The organism is Ferriphaselus amnicola, from assembly GCF_000974685.2.
Classification (GTDB): domain Bacteria; phylum Pseudomonadota; class Gammaproteobacteria; order Burkholderiales; family Gallionellaceae; genus Ferriphaselus; species Ferriphaselus amnicola.
Window position 1 is genome coordinate 516,369 of the sequence record NZ_AP018738.1, and the last position, 15,178, is coordinate 531,546.

21 protein-coding genes are annotated in these 15,178 nt (G+C 56.0%); 18 read left to right on the forward strand and 3 right to left on the reverse strand.

Going from position 1 to position 15,178, the window contains the following annotated elements; translation table 11 throughout:
* Positions 1-7: 7 nt before the first annotated feature.
* From rplR to rplQ, 12 genes are read left to right on the forward strand one after another with little or no spacing between them, the layout of a single operon-like run.
* Entirely contained in the window at positions 8-364 is a 357-nt protein-coding gene (rplR, locus tag OYT1_RS02435) for a 50S ribosomal protein L18 (RefSeq protein ID WP_062625497.1), read from the forward strand.
* A 13-nt stretch (positions 365-377) separates the two neighbouring features.
* Positions 378-896: a 30S ribosomal protein S5 gene (gene rpsE / locus OYT1_RS02440; protein WP_062625876.1), complete on the forward strand. Its 519-nt coding sequence runs from the start codon at positions 378-380 to the stop codon at positions 894-896.
* 2 nt (positions 897-898) lie between these two features.
* Positions 899-1,084 carry a 50S ribosomal protein L30 gene (rpmD, locus tag OYT1_RS02445; protein ID WP_035382808.1) on the forward strand — a complete coding sequence of 62 codons (186 nt, stop codon included), beginning with the start codon at positions 899-901 and terminating at the stop codon, positions 1,082-1,084.
* The gene (rplO, locus tag OYT1_RS02450; protein ID WP_062625496.1) at positions 1,085-1,519 is read left to right on the forward strand and encodes a 50S ribosomal protein L15; all 435 of its coding nucleotides are present in this window, start codon (positions 1,085-1,087) and stop codon (positions 1,517-1,519) included.
* 8 nt (positions 1,520-1,527) lie between these two features.
* A complete protein-coding gene (gene secY, locus OYT1_RS02455; RefSeq protein WP_062625495.1) occupies positions 1,528-2,838 on the forward strand; it encodes a preprotein translocase subunit SecY in 1,311 nt (436 codons plus the stop codon).
* A gap of 2 nt (positions 2,839-2,840) precedes the next feature.
* Positions 2,841-3,059: a translation initiation factor IF-1 gene (infA, locus tag OYT1_RS02460; RefSeq protein ID WP_062625494.1), complete on the forward strand. Its 219-nt coding sequence runs from the start codon at positions 2,841-2,843 to the stop codon at positions 3,057-3,059.
* A 22-nt stretch (positions 3,060-3,081) separates the two neighbouring features.
* Positions 3,082-3,195, forward strand: coding sequence for a 50S ribosomal protein L36 (gene rpmJ, locus OYT1_RS02465; protein WP_081908715.1), 114 nt, complete (start codon positions 3,082-3,084; stop codon positions 3,193-3,195).
* Positions 3,196-3,254: 59 nt separating this feature from the next.
* Positions 3,255-3,620, forward strand: coding sequence for a 30S ribosomal protein S13 (gene rpsM, locus OYT1_RS02470; RefSeq protein ID WP_062625493.1), 366 nt, complete (start codon positions 3,255-3,257; stop codon positions 3,618-3,620).
* Between the two features lie 20 nt (positions 3,621-3,640).
* Positions 3,641-4,033, forward strand: a complete 393-nt coding sequence (gene rpsK / locus OYT1_RS02475; protein ID WP_035382813.1) for a 30S ribosomal protein S11 — start codon at positions 3,641-3,643, stop codon at positions 4,031-4,033.
* A gap of 20 nt (positions 4,034-4,053) precedes the next feature.
* On the forward strand, positions 4,054-4,683 hold the full coding sequence (rpsD, locus tag OYT1_RS02480) for a 30S ribosomal protein S4 (protein WP_062625492.1): 630 nt from the start codon (positions 4,054-4,056) through the stop codon (positions 4,681-4,683).
* Between the two features lie 17 nt (positions 4,684-4,700).
* Complete coding sequence (locus tag OYT1_RS02485; RefSeq protein ID WP_062625491.1) at positions 4,701-5,675, forward strand: DNA-directed RNA polymerase subunit alpha; 975 nt, start codon at positions 4,701-4,703, stop codon at positions 5,673-5,675.
* A gap of 12 nt (positions 5,676-5,687) precedes the next feature.
* Positions 5,688-6,080: a 50S ribosomal protein L17 gene (gene rplQ / locus OYT1_RS02490; protein WP_062625490.1), complete on the forward strand. Its 393-nt coding sequence runs from the start codon at positions 5,688-5,690 to the stop codon at positions 6,078-6,080.
* Between the two features lie 67 nt (positions 6,081-6,147).
* Here the strand turns inward: rplQ and fliW are convergent, their stop codons facing one another.
* The gene (gene fliW, locus OYT1_RS02495; protein WP_062625489.1) at positions 6,148-6,588 is read right to left on the reverse strand and encodes a flagellar assembly protein FliW; all 441 of its coding nucleotides are present in this window, start codon (positions 6,586-6,588) and stop codon (positions 6,148-6,150) included.
* Between the two features lie 234 nt (positions 6,589-6,822).
* Between fliW and corA the strand changes: the two genes are divergently transcribed.
* Genes corA through OYT1_RS02510 form a run of 3 tightly spaced genes read left to right on the forward strand, consistent with a single transcriptional unit; the run spans position 6,823 to position 10,116 of the window.
* Positions 6,823-7,788, forward strand: coding sequence for a magnesium/cobalt transporter CorA (gene corA, locus OYT1_RS02500; protein ID WP_062625488.1), 966 nt, complete (start codon positions 6,823-6,825; stop codon positions 7,786-7,788).
* 13 nt (positions 7,789-7,801) lie between these two features.
* A complete protein-coding gene (locus tag OYT1_RS02505; RefSeq protein WP_062625487.1) occupies positions 7,802-9,220 on the forward strand; it encodes a cryptochrome/photolyase family protein in 1,419 nt (472 codons plus the stop codon).
* A gap of 8 nt (positions 9,221-9,228) precedes the next feature.
* Positions 9,229-10,116, forward strand: a complete 888-nt coding sequence (locus tag OYT1_RS02510) for a TIGR01777 family oxidoreductase (RefSeq protein WP_062625486.1) — start codon at positions 9,229-9,231, stop codon at positions 10,114-10,116.
* Here OYT1_RS02510 and miaA read toward each other — a convergent pair.
* Together miaA and rlmM are read right to left on the reverse strand one after the other, a co-directional pair.
* Positions 10,113-11,051: a tRNA (adenosine(37)-N6)-dimethylallyltransferase MiaA gene (gene miaA, locus OYT1_RS02515; RefSeq protein ID WP_084611882.1), complete on the reverse strand. Its 939-nt coding sequence runs from the start codon at positions 11,049-11,051 to the stop codon at positions 10,113-10,115. The genes OYT1_RS02510 and miaA overlap by 4 nt on opposite strands.
* Positions 11,048-12,103, reverse strand: coding sequence for a 23S rRNA (cytidine(2498)-2'-O)-methyltransferase RlmM (rlmM, locus tag OYT1_RS02520; protein WP_062625485.1), 1,056 nt, complete (start codon positions 12,101-12,103; stop codon positions 11,048-11,050). The genes miaA and rlmM overlap by 4 nt, the downstream gene beginning before the upstream one ends.
* A gap of 72 nt (positions 12,104-12,175) precedes the next feature.
* Here rlmM and OYT1_RS02525 point away from each other — a divergent pair, with 72 nt between their 5' ends.
* The 3 genes from OYT1_RS02525 to OYT1_RS02535 are packed head-to-tail and all read left to right on the forward strand — an operon-like array spanning position 12,176 to position 15,162.
* Positions 12,176-12,832 (forward strand): HAD-IA family hydrolase, encoded by a 657-nt coding sequence (locus OYT1_RS02525; RefSeq protein ID WP_062625484.1) that lies wholly within the window; start codon positions 12,176-12,178, stop codon positions 12,830-12,832.
* A gap of 18 nt (positions 12,833-12,850) precedes the next feature.
* Entirely contained in the window at positions 12,851-13,807 is a 957-nt protein-coding gene (locus OYT1_RS02530) for a S49 family peptidase (protein ID WP_062625483.1), read from the forward strand.
* A 53-nt stretch (positions 13,808-13,860) separates the two neighbouring features.
* Positions 13,861-15,162: an OmpP1/FadL family transporter gene (locus tag OYT1_RS02535; RefSeq protein WP_062625874.1), complete on the forward strand. Its 1,302-nt coding sequence runs from the start codon at positions 13,861-13,863 to the stop codon at positions 15,160-15,162.
* The last annotated feature ends 16 nt before the right edge of the window (positions 15,163-15,178 follow it).

Consider the following 15,178-nt stretch of genomic DNA (forward strand, 5'->3'; position numbering starts at 1 on the left):
GGCGGATATGTCTAATAAGATTGAAGCACGTCAGCGCCGGTCACGTAAAACCCGTGCCAGAATCGCTGAACAAAAAGCTGTGCGTCTGGCGATTCATCGCACCAATCAGCACATTTACGCACAAGTGATCTCCGCTTGCGGCGGCAAGATTCTCGCATCTGCCTCGACCATCGAGGTTGAGGTGCGCAAGGATCTGTCGAACGGTGGTAACGCTGCTGCTGCAGCCGTTGTCGGCAAACTCATCGCTGAAAAGGCGAAGGCTGCTGGAGTTTCTCAGGTTGCATTCGACCGTTCCGGTTTTAAATACCATGGCCGTGTCAAGGCGCTGGCAGATGCCGCGCGTGAAAACGGTCTGCAGTTCTAAGTCGAGGTAGATGATGGCTAAAGCGCAAGGTAGGGCACAGCAGGAAGAGCGTAGCGACGATTTCATCGAGAAGATGATCCATGTGAATCGCGTGACCAAAGTGGTCAAGGGTGGTCGCATCATGGGTTTCGCCGCGCTGACCGTAGTCGGTGATGCTGATGGACGTATCGGCATGGGTAAGGGCAAGTCGAAAGAAGTGCCGGTGGCTGTGCAAAAGGCGATGGATGAATCCCGCCGTAAGATGGTTAAGGTTAATCTGAAGAACGGCACGTTGCATCACGCAGTGATCGGTCGTCATGGTGCAGCAAAAGTGTTCATGATGCCCGCTTCTGAGGGTACCGGCATTATCGCAGGCGGTGCAATGCGTGCTGTGTTCGAGGCAGTTGGTGTGCATAACGTGTTGGCCAAGTGTATTGGCTCTAGCAACCCGTACAACGTGGTTCGCGCTACGCTGAATGGCTTGATGCAGCTCAATTCGCCTAGCGAGATCGCTGCTAAGCGCGGCAAGAGCGTTGAAGAAGTTCAGGGGTAATCATGGCTGAAGCAAAAAAACTGAAAGTGACGCTGGTCAAGAGCGTTATCGGCACAAAGCAGTCGCATCGCGATTGCGTGCGTGGTCTGGGTCTGCGCCGCATGAATCACACCGTTGAAGTGGAAGACACTCCAGCTGTGCGCGGTATGATCAACAAAGTGTATTACTTGGTTAAGTGCGAGGCGTAAATGGAACTGAATGACATCAAGCCTGGCGAAGGCTCCAAGCATTCCAAACGTCGTGTCGGTCGTGGTATCGGCTCTGGTTTGGGTAAGACGGCTGGTCGTGGTCACAAAGGTCAGAAGTCTCGTTCTGGTGGCTTCCATAAAGTTGGTTTTGAAGGCGGACAGATGCCTTTGCAACGTCGCCTGCCGAAGCGTGGTTTCGTTTCGCTGACTCGCAATGACACTGCCGAAGTGCGTCTGTCTGACTTGCAGGCGTTGCCGGTTGACACCATTGATCTGTTGGCGTTGAAGCAAGCCGGCATCGTTCCTGCGATTGCATTGGCTGCCAAGGTGATTCTGTGTGGCGAGCTGACTCGTGCAGTCACTCTGCAAGGTCTGACTGCAACCAAGGGTGCACGTGCTGCTGTTGAAGCAGCGGGCGGCAGCTTCGCTGAGTAAGGAAGTTCGTGAGCGCACCGGTCAAGAGCAATAACAAGTACGGTGACCTTAGTCAACGACTATGGTTCCTGCTTGGGGCGCTGGTGGTCTATCGTATCGGTGCGCATATTCCGGTACCTGGGATCGATCCAGTCGTCTTGGCGGATTTGTTCAAGCAGCAAAAAGGTGGAATCTTGGGCATGTTCAACATGTTCTCGGGAGGAGCGCTTTCGCGTTTCACCATCTTTGCGCTCGGTATCATGCCTTACATTTCAGCCTCCATCATCATGCAGTTGGCGACTATCGCTGTACCGCAGTTGGAGCAGTTGAAGAAGGAAGGTGAGGCCGGTCGTCGCAAGATCACCCAGTACACCCGTTACGGGACGCTGGCTCTGGCGGTGTTCCAAGCATTTGGTATTGCGGTAGCTTTGCAGGCTCAGGCAGGGTTGGTGATCAATCCAGGTTATATGTTCCAAGTGACCACGATGGTGACTTTGGTGACGGGTACGATGTTTCTGATGTGGCTGGGCGAGCAGATCACTGAGCGCGGTTTGGGTAACGGGATCTCTCTGATTATCTTCGCGGGTATCGCAGCGGGTCTGCCTACTGCTATTGGTAGCACGCTGGAGTTAGCTCGTACTGGTGCGTTCTCGATCCCGTTGGTGCTGTTCCTGCTGATCGGTGCGTTCGCTGTCACTGCTTTGGTCGTATTCGTTGAGCGCGGCCAGCGCAAGGTGCTAGTGAATTACGCTAAGCGTCAGGTGGGTAACAAGATCTACGGTGGTCAAGCTTCACACTTGCCATTGAAACTGAATATGGCTGGCGTGATCCCACCGATCTTCGCTTCTTCTATCATCCTGTTTCCAGCGACGCTGGCAGGCTGGTTCGGTAGCGGCTCGGGTATGGGGTGGTTGAAGGACATCAGCGAGAAGTTGTCTCCAGGGCAGCCGATCTATGTGTTGTTCTACGCAGCAGCAATTGTGTTCTTCTGTTTCTTCTATACAGCGCTGGTATTCAGCCCGAAGGAGACGGCAGACAACCTGAAGAAGAGCGGCGCATTTTTGCCGGGTATTCGTCCAGGAGAGCAGACTGCGAAGTACATTGAGAAGATCATGCTGCGTTTGACGCTGGTGGGTGCGTTCTACATCACTTTGGTGTGTTTGCTGCCTGAGTTCTTGGTCGTTAAATGGAACGTACCGTTCTATTTTGGTGGTACCTCGTTGTTGATTCTGGTAGTCGTGACCATGGACTTTATGGCTCAAGTGCAGTCCTACTTGATGACACACCAGTACGAAAGCCTGCTGAAGAAGGCGAACTTCAAAGGTGGATTGGCGCGATAAAGATGAGTAAGGCAGATGCGATTCAAATGCAGGGCGAAGTAATTGAATCCCTGCCGAACGCGACCTTTCGCGTTAAGTTGGAAAATGGCCACATAGTTCTGGGACACATTTCAGGAAAGATGCGGATGCACTACATTCGTATTTTGCCGGGCGACAAGGTAATGGTTGAGTTGACGCCCTATGATTTAAGCAAGGCGCGGATTACCTTCCGTTCCAAGTAGATTTGGTTTTAAGGAGAGCATCATGAGAGTGCAAGCATCTGTAAAAAAGATTTGCCGTAACTGCAAGGTTATTCGGCGCAATCGCATCGTGCGCGTGATCTGCACTGATCCGCGTCACAAGCAGCGTCAGGGTTGATTGGAAACAATCAAAACTGTATGGTTAATTTTAGACTTTTCAAGTGATAGGGTAGCTGCATGGCACGTATTGCAGGGGTAAACATTCCGAATCATCAACACACCGTCATCGCGTTGACCGCGATTTACGGCATCGGAGACACGCGCGCTAAAGGAATTTGTGCGGCGCTAGGTATCGCTGAGTCCACTAAGATCAAGGACCTCACCGATGCTGAGATGGACAAGTTGCGTGAAGAAGTAGGCAAGTTCACGGTTGAGGGAGACCTCCGTCGTGAAGTGACTATGAGCATCAAGCGCTTGATGGACTTGGGCTGCTATCGTGGTTTGCGTCATCGTCGCGGCTTGCCGTGCCGTGGTCAGCGCACTCGCACTAATGCACGCACCCGTAAGGGACCGCGCAAGGCTATCGCCGGCGCCAAGAAGTAATTCGTTAAGAGGATAGAGACATGGCTAAGCCCAGCAGCACTCGCGTGCGCAAGAAAGTCAAGAAGAACGTTGCGGAAGGTATCGCTCACGTTCACGCTTCCTTCAACAACACCATCGTGACGATCACTGATCGTCAGGGTAATGCGCTGTCCTGGTCCACCAGCGGCGGTCAAGGTTTCAAGGGTTCGCGTAAGAGCACACCGTTTGCAGCTCAGATCGCAGCTGAGGCTGCTGGCAAGGCTGCTCAGGAATTTGGTGTGAAGAATCTGGAAGTGCGTATCAAGGGTCCAGGCCCAGGCCGCGAGTCCGCTGTGCGTGCTCTGAATGCTGCGGGTTTCAAGATCACCAGCATCTCTGATATCACCCCAGTACCGCACAACGGCTGCCGTCCGCCCAAGAAGCGCCGTATCTAATTATTGTAGGAGTATAGATCTTGGCTAGAAATCTTGATGCAAAGTGCCGTAAGTGCCGCCGTGAAGGCGAAAAGCTGTTCCTGAAGGGCGAGAAGTGCTTCACTGACAAATGTTCGGTTGAACGTCGCGCTTATCCACCCGGCCAGCACGGTCAAAAGAAGAATCAACGTGTTTCCGACTACGCCGGTCAGTTGCGTGAGAAGCAAAAAGTTCGCCGTATCTACGGCATGCTTGAGCATCAGTTCCGTCTGACTTACGCAGCAGCTGAAAGCGAACGTGGCATCACCGGTGAAAACCTGTTGCAACGTCTGGAATCCCGTTTGGACAATGTTACCTATCGCATGGGTTTCGGAGCTTCCCGCGCTGAATCGCGTCAGGTGGTTCGTCACAACGGTATTCTCGTGAATGGCAAGCGTGTCAACATCCCTTCCTACCAAGTGCGCACTGGCGACGTGGTTGAGGTGGCTGATCGTGCCAAGTCTCAGTTGCGCGTCAAGGCATCGGTGGCAGCGGCTGAACAGCGCGGCTTCCCGGAGTGGATCGAAGTGGACACCAAGGCACTGAAGGGTACCTTCAAGGCTAAGCCACAGCGCTCTGAATTGCCTGCCACAATCAACGAGCACCTCGTCGTCGAGTTGTATTCCAAGTAATCCACGCGGAGCTGGACATGGCAAATAACGAATTTCTGAAACCACGCATCATCGACGTCCAAAACATCTCGGCCACTAAGGCCAAAGTTGTGATGGAGCCGTTCGAGCGTGGCTATGGACACACGCTGGGCAATGCCCTTCGTCGTATCCTGTTGTCCTCGATGCCTGGCTCTGCGCCGACCGAGGTCAAGATCGCTGATGTTCTGCACGAATACTCCACCATTGATGGTGTACAGGAAGATGTCGTTGACTTGATCCTGAACCTCAAAGGTGTGGTACTCAAGCAGCATGGTACCAACCGCGAAGTGACACTGCACCTGAAGAAAGAAGGTCAGGGCGTAGTAACTGCCGGTGACATCGAAGTGGATGCTGACACTGAAGTGCTGAACCCATCTCACGTTATCGCTCACCTGACAGCGGGCGGCAAGTTGGATATGGAAATCAAGGTCGAACAAGGCCGTGGTTACGTTTCTGCGATCTCCCGTCAGGTTCCTGGCGAGACACGTTCGGTTGGTAACATCGTTCTGGACGCTTCGTTCAGTCCGGTCAGCCGCGTCAGCTACGCAGTCGAAAGTGCCCGCGTTGAGCAGCGTACCGACTTGGATAAACTGGTGATCGACATCGAGACCAATGGCGCGATTGATCCAGAAGAGGCGATTCGCTCTGCAGCTCGTATTCTAGTCGAGCAGTTCAGCGTATTCGCTGCGCTGGAAGGCACTCCGGCTCCGGTCGAGAAGCCCAAGGCACCGAAGGTCGATCCTATGCTGTTGCGTCCAGTCGATGATCTGGAACTCACACCGCGTTCGTCCAACTGCCTGAAGGCACAAAGCATCCATTACATCGGTGATTTGATCCAGTACACCGAAACCGACCTCCTGCGTACCCCTAATCTGGGTCGCAAGTCGTTGAACGAAATCAAGCAAGTGCTGGCCGAACATGGCTTGTCGCTGGGCATGAAGCTGGAAAACTGGCCTGTCGCCGCCGAGAAGTAAGAGAGGAAAATCATGCGTCACCGTTTAGGATTGAGAAAACTTAACCGCACCAGCAGCCACCGTCTGGCAATGTTGCGCAACATGAGCGTTTCGCTGCTGCGTCACGAAGCGATCAAGACCACCCTGCCCAAGGCCAAAGAACTGCGCCGTGTGGTAGAGCCGCTGATCACTTTGGGCAAGAACCCCAGCTTGGCGAATCGTCGTTTGGCATTCTCCCGTCTGCGTGACCGTGAGATCGTCGGCAAGCTGTTTGATGAAATCGGCCCACGTTACGCTACCCGTAACGGCGGTTACACTCGTACCCTCAAGTTCGGTTTCCGTCAGGGCGACAATGCTCCGATGGCTCTGATCGAGCTAGTGGATCGTCCAGAAGTGACTGAAGCGGTGGAAGTGGCTGACGAGTAATCGTAGCTAGATGCACCAAACAAAAAAGCCGGGTAATCCCGGCTTTTTTGTTTTGGCGTATGTTAAATCAGCCGTGTATCGTCAACTCTGGATTGACCAGTGATTTTTGAATGGCACGACGCTTAGTGATGTTGATGGCGATCGGCGAGCGGGTCAGCGCGGCAATCTTGTCCATTGCCACTTCACCGCTCTCTTCGAGTGGGTGAGAGAGCATCACAGCTAGGCAGATATCATCATTCTCACCGACATGCAGCGTGCTAGCTTCGTCATCGCTCAGAGTTACGTTGTAGGCCAGCTTGAGCTGAGAAGGATCGGTGATAGAGAACACAACTTCAGGTTCGTCGATCGATTGCAGCCAGAACACACGCGGCTCGTGACCATCATCGCGGTGCAGCAGCTTGAAGCGCTTGCAGTCCTCAAATCCTGGCAAGCCATTGGGGAATTCGATGATGGAATCTTGCGAGAATGACACTTCTTGGGAACCGAAGCGTGGAAGGGTGAGTTTCATGGCGGCCTCCTAGTATTGTGGTTATTGAGGGGTTTATCTTACGCCTGAATGCGCAGGACAATACAGTGAAATGACAGGTTTTTTTAGCTTATTCAATCGGCTTGATCATCTGTTCAATGCTGCACATCGACTTGCTCCCAGCACGGCAGTGCAAGCGCTGGTTTGTTTCTACTGTATCATTTCGATGACTGACACTATCAAAACGAACTAAGCTACCTTCTTAACTACGTCCCTATGCTGATCAACTGCGCTGCCTACCATGAGGGTGTCAAACTCGCCGACCTTCCAGTCGCTGACATTAGTGACTACATGGAGCGCCCTGAGTGTTTTGTCTGGGTTGAGCTGCGTGATGCTACGGATGCTGAGATTGATGAAATGCAGGAAGAGTTTGGCCTACACGATCTCGCAGTCGAAGATGCTAAGCACGGTCACCAGCGTCCCAAGATCGAAGAGTACGGCGATGAATTGTTCGTGGTCATACATCTGCCCGAACTAGAAGAGGTGGGGCTGTCGGTGGGCGAGTTCAGCATCTTCGTTGGCCGCAATTTCGTATTGTCGGTGCGCAATCGTAGCGAGCAGAGCTTTCAGAGTGTGCGTGAGCGTTGCGAACGTGAGCCAGAATTGTTGGGACTCGGTTCAGGTTTTGTGCTGTATGCGCTGATGGATGCTGTAGTTGATCGCTATTTTCCACTGGTGGATGAGTTGGAGTCGCAGTTCGAAGCTATCGAGGATCATCTGTTTGAAAAGGATAGTGCGCTAGCCAACATCGAACATCTGTACCAACTCAAGCGCAAGGTGGTACTGCTCAAACATGCGGTTGCCCCGCTGATGGAGGTCGCTGGAAAGTTGCATGGCGGGCGCGTACCTCCGCCGTGTGTAAATACGCAGGAATACTTCCGCGATGTGTATGACCATCTGATGCGCATCAACACATCGCTGGACATCGTGCGTGACACCATCAGCACCGCCATTCTCGTGTGCCAGTCCACTGTCAGTATCGAGCAGAACGACGTTAACAAGAAACTCGCCGCTTGGGCGGGTATCTTTGCGGTTGCGACCGCCTTTGTCGGCATCTGGGGCATGAACTTCCAACACATGCCTGAGCTGGCGTGGGATTATGGCTACCTGTACGCGCTGTTAATCATCTCTGCTACCTGCGGTTTTCTATACTACCGCTTCAAACGCTCTGGCTGGCTCTAGTCAGAGAGCTTCCATGCCAGACTCGCGAATCTCGTTATGCTGGTTCCGGCGCGACCTGCGCTTGCATGACCACGCCGCGCTTTACCATGCGCTGAAATCCAGCGATGCGACACATTGTGTATTCGTGTTCGATACGACGATCCTAGACACGCTGCCCTATAAATCTGATCGGCGGGTGGAGTTTATCTGGCAGGCGGTGCGCGAGCTGTCCGAGGCCTTGCACGCGCAGGGCAGTGCCTTGCACGTTTTGCACGGTGATCCGCGAGTACTCATTCCGCAACTGGCTGTGCAGCTGGGCGCTCAGACGGTGTATGTGAACCACGACTACGAGCCGGAGGCGATTGCGCGGGACGAGGCAGTACGGGAGCGTTTACAGTCTGCGGGGATTGGTCTGCTTGATTTCAAGGATCAAGTGATCTTCGAGCGCGACGAGGTGCTGACCGGCGGCGGTACGCCGTTCAATGTATTCACGCCGTACAAGAATGCTTGGCTGAAACGGCTGACGGACTATCATCTGCGCGCTTATCCGACCGAGCAGTATTTCGCTGCGCTGGCTCAGGTGCCGCCGCTACGCTTGCCTAGTTTGGCCGAACTAGGCTTTCAGCCGACCAATCTATCGCAACTGAAGATGCCGATCGGCATGTCTGGCGCGATGCGCTTGTTTGAGGATTTCCAGCAGCGGATGGCGCGTTACCATGAGCAGCGTGACTTTCCGGCGGTGAAGGGCGTGTCCTACCTCGCGCCGCATCTGCGCTTCGGTACGATTTCCATCCGCAGTCTGGCACGCGAGGCGTACTGCCGAGGCGGTCAGGGCGCACAAACTTGGCTGTCCGAACTGATCTGGCGCGATTTCTACCAGATGCTGCTCTACCACCACCCGCGCGTGGTTGGCCACGCGTTCAAGCCGCAGTTCGAGCATCTGGCGTTCACCAACAATGTGGAGTGGTTCGCCGCTTGGAAAGCTGGGCAGACGGGCTATCCGCTGGTCGATGCCGGAATGCGCCAGCTCGCGCAGACCGGCTTCATGCACAACCGCTTGCGCATGGTGACGGCCTCGTTCCTGGTCAAGGATCTTCAGATCGACTGGCGCTGGGGCGAGGCGTGGTTCGCAGAGAATCTGCTGGATTTCGATCTGGCGGCGAATAACGGCGGCTGGCAGTGGGCGGCTTCGACCGGCTGCGATGCCCAACCTTGGTTTCGCATCTTCAATCCGGTCACTCAGTCGAAGAACTTCGACCCCGACGGAAAATTCATCCGCCGCTATATACTTGAACTCGCTGGTTGTCCCGCTCGCTACTTGCATGCACCGTGGGAAATGAGTGCGGATGAGCAATGGCGCAGCGGTGTCGTATTGGGGCAGGATTACCCGCCGCCCATCGTCGATCACGCTGTAGCACGCGAATTGACTTTGGCGATGTTCAAATTGGCCTAAGGAGTTCTATGCGAATTTTACTGACCGGCGGCACGGGCTTGATTGGACGTAGCCTGTGTCGTACCTTGCTGGCGCAAGGCCATCAGTTGACGGTATTGAGTCGGCATCCTGAGACTGTGGCGCGTCTCTGTGGTGCAGCGGTGGCAGCGATGGCCTCGCTGGATGAATGGTTGCCGGAGCAGGCATTCGATGCCGTGATCAACCTAGCGGGTGAGCCGATCGCGGATGCTGCGTGGACGGCCAAGCGCAAGCAAACTCTGTGGGATAGCCGCGTCACACTCACCCAGCAGTTGGTGCAAAAGATCGCGGCCGCACACGTGCGACCGAGCGTGCTGTTGAGTGGATCGGCGATAGGCTACTACGGCAATCGGCAGGCACTCACGCTGGATGAGGCGGCTGCAGGCGGCAGCGGTTACTCGGCAGAATTGTGTGCTGCGTGGGAGCACGCTGCGCTTGCGGCCTCCACCTTAGGCGTGCGGGTGTGTTTGCTGCGTACCGGTTTGGTGCTGAGTGATGATGGCGGTTTGCTAGCCAAAATGCGTTTGCCCTTTGGCATCGGCGTGCGCTTCGGGCACGGTGAGCAGTGGATGAGTTGGATACATATCGACGATTATGTGCAGATCGTGCTGCGTCTGTTGAACGATGCTCAAGCGCACGGGGCTTACAACTTGACTGCCCCAGAGCCGGTCAGCAACGCTGAATTTGTGCGCACCTTGAGCCAGTTGACGGGAGGTCGCGTAGTGTTTTCCGCGCCAGCACCGCTGTTGCGTATTGCCTTGGGCGAGCGCGCCAGCTTGTTACTCGACGGGCAGCGAGTGCTGCCTAGGCGTATCGAGGCGACTGGCTACGCATTTCACTATCGCCACTTGACCGATGCTTTACGCGCTTTATTCTAGTTTGGCTGATTCAGCACGGTTTTGAACACTTGCTGAGTGAGGTCGGCTTGCAGACAATCAACTCCAATCACGTCATCCATGCCTCGCAGCCAGGTAAGTTGCCGCTTCGCCAGTTGACGGGTAGCGGCGATGCCAGTTTCCTGCAAGCCTTGTTCGTCGATCTCACCTTGCTGAAATTGCCAAGCTTGCCGGTAGCCGACGCAGCGCATGGACGGCAGGTCGGGATGCAGCGCGGGGTAATCCTTGCGCAGTTGGCTCAATTCCTCCAGCAATCCGTGCTTCAGCATGGTTTCAAAACGCGTAGCGATGCGGGCGTGCAGCACGGCGCGGTCGCTGGGAATCAGGGCGATGGACGTGACGGAGTAGGGAAGTGCGTAGCTGGTCTGGCGGGCGAACAGCGACGACATCGATTGCCCGGAAATGAGATAGATCTCCATCGCGCGCTGGATGCGCTGGGTGTCGGTGTTGTGCAGACGGGCGGCGGTCTCGGGGTCGATCTCGGCCAGTTTTTGATGCATCTGCTCGATGCCGTGTGCGGCGATCTCGGCATCGAGTTGGGCGCGTATCGCCGGATCGGCCTGCGGCAACTCGCTCAGTCCTTCGCGCAACGCCTTGAAGTACAACATGGTGCCGCCGACTAGCAGCGGTATCTTGCCGCGCGAGGTGATGTCGGTCATCAACCGCAGCGCGTCATGGCGAAAGGCGGCAGCGGAATAGCTTTCGGTGGGGGCGATGATGTCGATCAGATGGTGTGGAGCATGTGCCAACGTCGCGGCATCCGGCTTGGCCGTGCCGATGTCCATGCCGCGATAGACCAAGGCGGAATCGACGCTGATGAGCTCCACCGGCAAGCGTTGCGCCAACTCCACCGCCACGGCGGTCTTGCCGCTGGCGGTGGGGCCCATCAGAAAGATGGCAGGTGGCAGCGAACTCACTTCTTGCGTCCTCCGCCTGCTCGTCCCAGATACACCGTGATCTCTTCGCGGTCGTGGTAGAGCTGGCGTGCGACCAGTCGGTAGCGCACGCCAGCTTCGTCCAGTTGTTTGCGCAAGTCGGCGAGGGCGGTATAGACCGTTTCGACGCGCTTCTTCATCGGCAGCTTCAGGTTGAAGATGGCGTGTTGCGCTGTGCCGCTGCCTATCCAGTCCGCCATCAAGGTGGCAACGCGCTGCGGGCGTTCGATCATGTCGCACACCAGCCAATCGACCGGACGGCGCGGGCGGTAGCGGAAGCCATCGACACGCAGATGCTCGACCAGCGGATGGCCGAGCACCGCACCTTTGAGCGGGCCGTTGTCGATGGCGATGACCTTGATGCCGCGCCGGATCAACTGCCAGCTCCAGCCTCCGGGTGCTGCTCCTAAATCCACCGCCGTCATGCCGGTACGCAGCAAGCGTGTCTGGTCTGCGCCCAGCAGCACTTCGAACGCTTCCGAGAGTTTTAGGGTGGAGCGGCTGGGCGCTTCCGGCGGCATCTTCTGGCGCAAGATGCCCATCTGCCAAGCTGCGCTCTTGCTGGGTTCGGTACTGCCGACGATGACGCGCTGGCGATTGGGGAAGAACAGGTGCAAGCGCGGCAAGCTGGCGGACTCAGCCAGCCGTCCAGCGGATTTCAGCGCCTCTTCCAGTAGCGGGGCAAATCGGCGGGTGAAGCTCGACAGCTCCTTGCCTTCGTTGGTATCCGGTGTTTCTAGCCACAGTGCGCTGAACTTCTCCGGCGCTACCGGGAGTGCGGCAAGGATGGGCGTGAGCCGATCGCGCTCGGGCAGGGTTTCGACATGGCCTAGCTCGCGTATCACCTGGCGGGCAAAGATCAGCGCGTTGTAATCCGGCTTGCCTGCGGTGCGCAGACGCACGAAGCCGCTGTTCTCAGTGGCTTCGACGATCTCGCTACGCGGTGCGTGGCGTTGCGCCTCTTCAGCGCAGTCGCGCTCAAAACCGGGACGGCAATACAGCAAAAAAGTGGTGGGGGCATGGGTAGAGTTCATGCGCGGATTGTCGCACAGGGGCGGCGATTTTGAGCTACGTGTTAATATCCACGCCTGTTTTGAAGGATAGCAATGAGCAAACGATACGATTTGATAGTGTTCGATTGGGACGGCACGCTGATGGATTCCACGGCCGTCATCGCCGATTCCATCCAAGCGGCTTGCCGCGATCTGGGGGTGGCCGAGCCGGATGACGCGACGGCGCGTCATGTGATCGGACTGGGTTTGAACGAGGCCCTGCGTCAGGCGGTGCCGACCTTGCCGGAGCATCAGTATGGTGATCTGGCATTGCGCTATCGTCACCACTATTTACTCAGGGGCGATGCGATCCCGCTGTACGCAGGTGCGCAGCAGACCTTGCAGGAGTTGCAGGCGGCGAACTATCTGCTAGCTGTGGCGACCGGCAAGAATCGCAACGGGCTGGATCGGGTGTTGGATTCCAGCGGTTTACGCCACTATTTTCACGCCACTCGCACTGCCGATGAAACGCAGTCCAAACCGCATCCGGCGATGTTGATCGAGCTGATGGATGAGTTGAAGGTGCAACCCGAGCGCGTGCTGATGATCGGCGATACCACGCACGATCTGCAACTGGCGCTCAATGCCGGAGTGGATGCGCTAGGCATGACGCATGGCGCGCATCCCGAAGAGACTCTACGTGCGCTTGAGCCCTTGGCGTTGGTGGATGATTTTGTGGCGTTGCGCATCTGGTTGCGCGAGAATGCCTAGCGGCGAAATGAGGTGAGTATGTCTGAGCAAAACAATAATTGGGAACGTGGTGTGCTGGAGAAACTGGCGATGTCGGCGATTCAGGAGCAGCGTCGGTCACGGCACTGGAGCATCTTGTTCAAGGTGCTGACCTTCGGCTATCTGTTCATCCTGCTCTATCTGCTCATGGGTTGGGGCGAAACCAAGAAAGAGGCGGGCATCGGCGGTAGCAATCACACAGCCTTGGTCAATCTGCATGGCGTGATCGCTTCGGATACGGCGGCGAATGCCGACGACATCATCAGCAGCCTGCAAAATGCCTTCGAGGATGCGCACACGCAGGGCGTGGTGTTGCGTATCAATAGTCCTGGCGGCAGTCCGGTGCAGGCCGGTTACATCAACGACGAGATTCGTCGTCTGCGCGCCAAGTATCCCAATATCCCCTTGTACGTAGTGGTCGAGGACATTTGTGCTTCCGGCGGCTATTTCGTCGCAGCAGCGGCGGACAAGATCTTCGTCAATAAGGCGAGCATGGTCGGTTCCATCGGCGTGTTGATGGACGGTTTCGGTTTTACCGGCACGATGGAGAAGTTGGGCGTGGAGCGGCGTTTGATCACGGCGGGCGATAACAAGGGCTTTCTTGACCCTTTCTCACCAGCGAGTCCAGCGCATAAGGAGTACGCCCAGCAGATGGTGGGCGAGATCCATCAGCAATTCATCGATGTGGTGCGGCAGGGGCGAGGCAGCCGGCTGAAGCAATCCCCCGAGATGTTCAGCGGCTTGGTGTGGACGGGCGAGCGTAGCATCGAACTGGGCTTGGCTGATGCTGTGGGTAGTTTGGATTTTGTGGCGCGCGACATCATCAAGGCGGAGAACATCGTCGATTTCACCGTGCATGAGGGTCTGGCTGACCGTTTGGCGCAGCGCTTTGGCGCAGGTGTGGCGAGTGCGATTCCAGGCTTTATGACCAAGCTAGGCAAGACTGGATTGCAGTAGCGGTGATGCGCGCAGGCAGACTATCTCCGTCTGTCATTGAGAATGGAGGGATGATGCGACACACATCAAAAAGTTCGATCTTGCTGGTGAGTTTGGCATGGGTGTTAGCTATACCTTCGGCAGTCGCTGGTTCAGGTGGGTTCGCCGTGTCTGAATCCAGCGTTAGTGGTTTAGGTACGGCCTACGCAGGTACGGCCAGTGCCGAAGATGCCAGCACGATTTACTCCAACCCGGCGGGTATGAGTCATTTGCATGGTAGCCAGTTCGTGGTGATGGCGAGCGCCGTGCGACCTTCCGCTTCGTTCACACCCAACATGACCGCAGCGAATTACGCGCCATTGCAAACGGTGGGTGGTAATGGCGGTGATCCCGGTGGAATGAACTACATCCCCGCCCTGTTCTTATCGAGCGAGCTTTCCCCGACTTGGCACGCCGGTTTCGGGGTGAACGTCCCCTTTGGCTTGCAGACGGATTATGGCGATACTTGGGTGGGGCGCTTTCAGGCGACCAAATCTGCGATCTCCACCATGAATCTAAACCCGGCCCTATCTTGGCGGGCAACCGATGCATTGACGCTGGCGGCTGGATTGAATTACCAGAGCATTAAGGGCGAGTTGAGCAATCAGGTGAATTACAGCGCACTGGCTGGCGGTGGATTGGGACCAAACTTGCAAGGTATAACTACCATGAGTGGCAGCGACAACGCTTGGGGATACAACTTTGGCTTGATGCTGGACGTCACACCGCAGACCCGATTCGGCTTGGCTTATCGCTCCGCCATCAAGTACACCCTCAGTGGCACGGTCAGTTTTACTGCTGTGCCGCCCGCGCTGGCAGGTTTAGTGAGTAACGCTCCCGCGACGCTGGCGCTCAAAGTGCCTGATACGCTGTCGCTTAGCTTGTTTCACCAGATGAACGATCACTGGGATGTGATGGCTGACATCACCCGTACTGGCTGGAGTTCTGTGCAGAGTCTGGTCGTGCGGGGTGCGAATGGAGTAGCACTCTCCACAACACCGGAAAATTGGCGTGATACCACGCGAGTGGCGGTCGGAGCCAACTACCACTACGACACACAGCGCACCGCCCGTATCGGGGTGGCTTACGATCAGACGCCTGTATCTGATACGTTCCGCACTGCTCGTATGCCCGATCAAAATCGCATCTGGCTGGCGCTGGGTGGCCAATACAAGTTTGATCAGAATAATGCGCTGGATGTGAGTTACGCCCATTTGTTCATGGCCAATGCGCCGATCGCCGACAATAAAACCGCTACAGCATCGGGTAATCTGGTGGGAACGTTCACTTCGCTGTCGTCGAACATTCTGGGAATGCAATACAGTCACGGTTTCTGATCGTACTTTCGCCCGC

Excerpts from the sequence above, each read along its gene's own strand:
- rplR (WP_062625497.1), top strand. The coding sequence starts at position 8 with ATGTCTAATAAGATTGAAGCACGTCAGCGCCGGTCACGTAAAACCCGT.
- rpsE (WP_062625876.1), top strand. The coding sequence starts at position 378 with ATGGCTAAAGCGCAAGGTAGGGCACAGCAGGAAGAGCGTAGCGACGAT.
- rpmD (WP_035382808.1), top strand. The coding sequence starts at position 899 with ATGGCTGAAGCAAAAAAACTGAAAGTGACGCTGGTCAAGAGCGTTATC.
- rplO (WP_062625496.1), top strand. The coding sequence starts at position 1,085 with ATGGAACTGAATGACATCAAGCCTGGCGAAGGCTCCAAGCATTCCAAA.
- infA (WP_062625494.1), top strand. The coding sequence starts at position 2,841 with ATGAGTAAGGCAGATGCGATTCAAATGCAGGGCGAAGTAATTGAATCC.
- rpmJ (WP_081908715.1), top strand. The coding sequence starts at position 3,082 with ATGAGAGTGCAAGCATCTGTAAAAAAGATTTGCCGTAACTGCAAGGTT.
- rpsM (WP_062625493.1), top strand. The coding sequence starts at position 3,255 with ATGGCACGTATTGCAGGGGTAAACATTCCGAATCATCAACACACCGTC.
- rpsK (WP_035382813.1), top strand. The coding sequence starts at position 3,641 with ATGGCTAAGCCCAGCAGCACTCGCGTGCGCAAGAAAGTCAAGAAGAAC.
- OYT1_RS02485 (WP_062625491.1), top strand. The coding sequence starts at position 4,701 with ATGGCAAATAACGAATTTCTGAAACCACGCATCATCGACGTCCAAAAC.
- rplQ (WP_062625490.1), top strand. The coding sequence starts at position 5,688 with ATGCGTCACCGTTTAGGATTGAGAAAACTTAACCGCACCAGCAGCCAC.
- fliW (WP_062625489.1), bottom strand. The coding sequence starts at position 6,588 with ATGAAACTCACCCTTCCACGCTTCGGTTCCCAAGAAGTGTCATTCTCG.
- corA (WP_062625488.1), top strand. The coding sequence starts at position 6,823 with ATGCTGATCAACTGCGCTGCCTACCATGAGGGTGTCAAACTCGCCGAC.
- OYT1_RS02505 (WP_062625487.1), top strand. The coding sequence starts at position 7,802 with ATGCCAGACTCGCGAATCTCGTTATGCTGGTTCCGGCGCGACCTGCGC.
- OYT1_RS02510 (WP_062625486.1), top strand. The coding sequence starts at position 9,229 with ATGCGAATTTTACTGACCGGCGGCACGGGCTTGATTGGACGTAGCCTG.
- rlmM (WP_062625485.1), bottom strand. The coding sequence starts at position 12,103 with ATGAACTCTACCCATGCCCCCACCACTTTTTTGCTGTATTGCCGTCCC.
- OYT1_RS02525 (WP_062625484.1), top strand. The coding sequence starts at position 12,176 with ATGAGCAAACGATACGATTTGATAGTGTTCGATTGGGACGGCACGCTG.
- OYT1_RS02530 (WP_062625483.1), top strand. The coding sequence starts at position 12,851 with ATGTCTGAGCAAAACAATAATTGGGAACGTGGTGTGCTGGAGAAACTG.
- OYT1_RS02535 (WP_062625874.1), top strand. The coding sequence starts at position 13,861 with ATGCGACACACATCAAAAAGTTCGATCTTGCTGGTGAGTTTGGCATGG.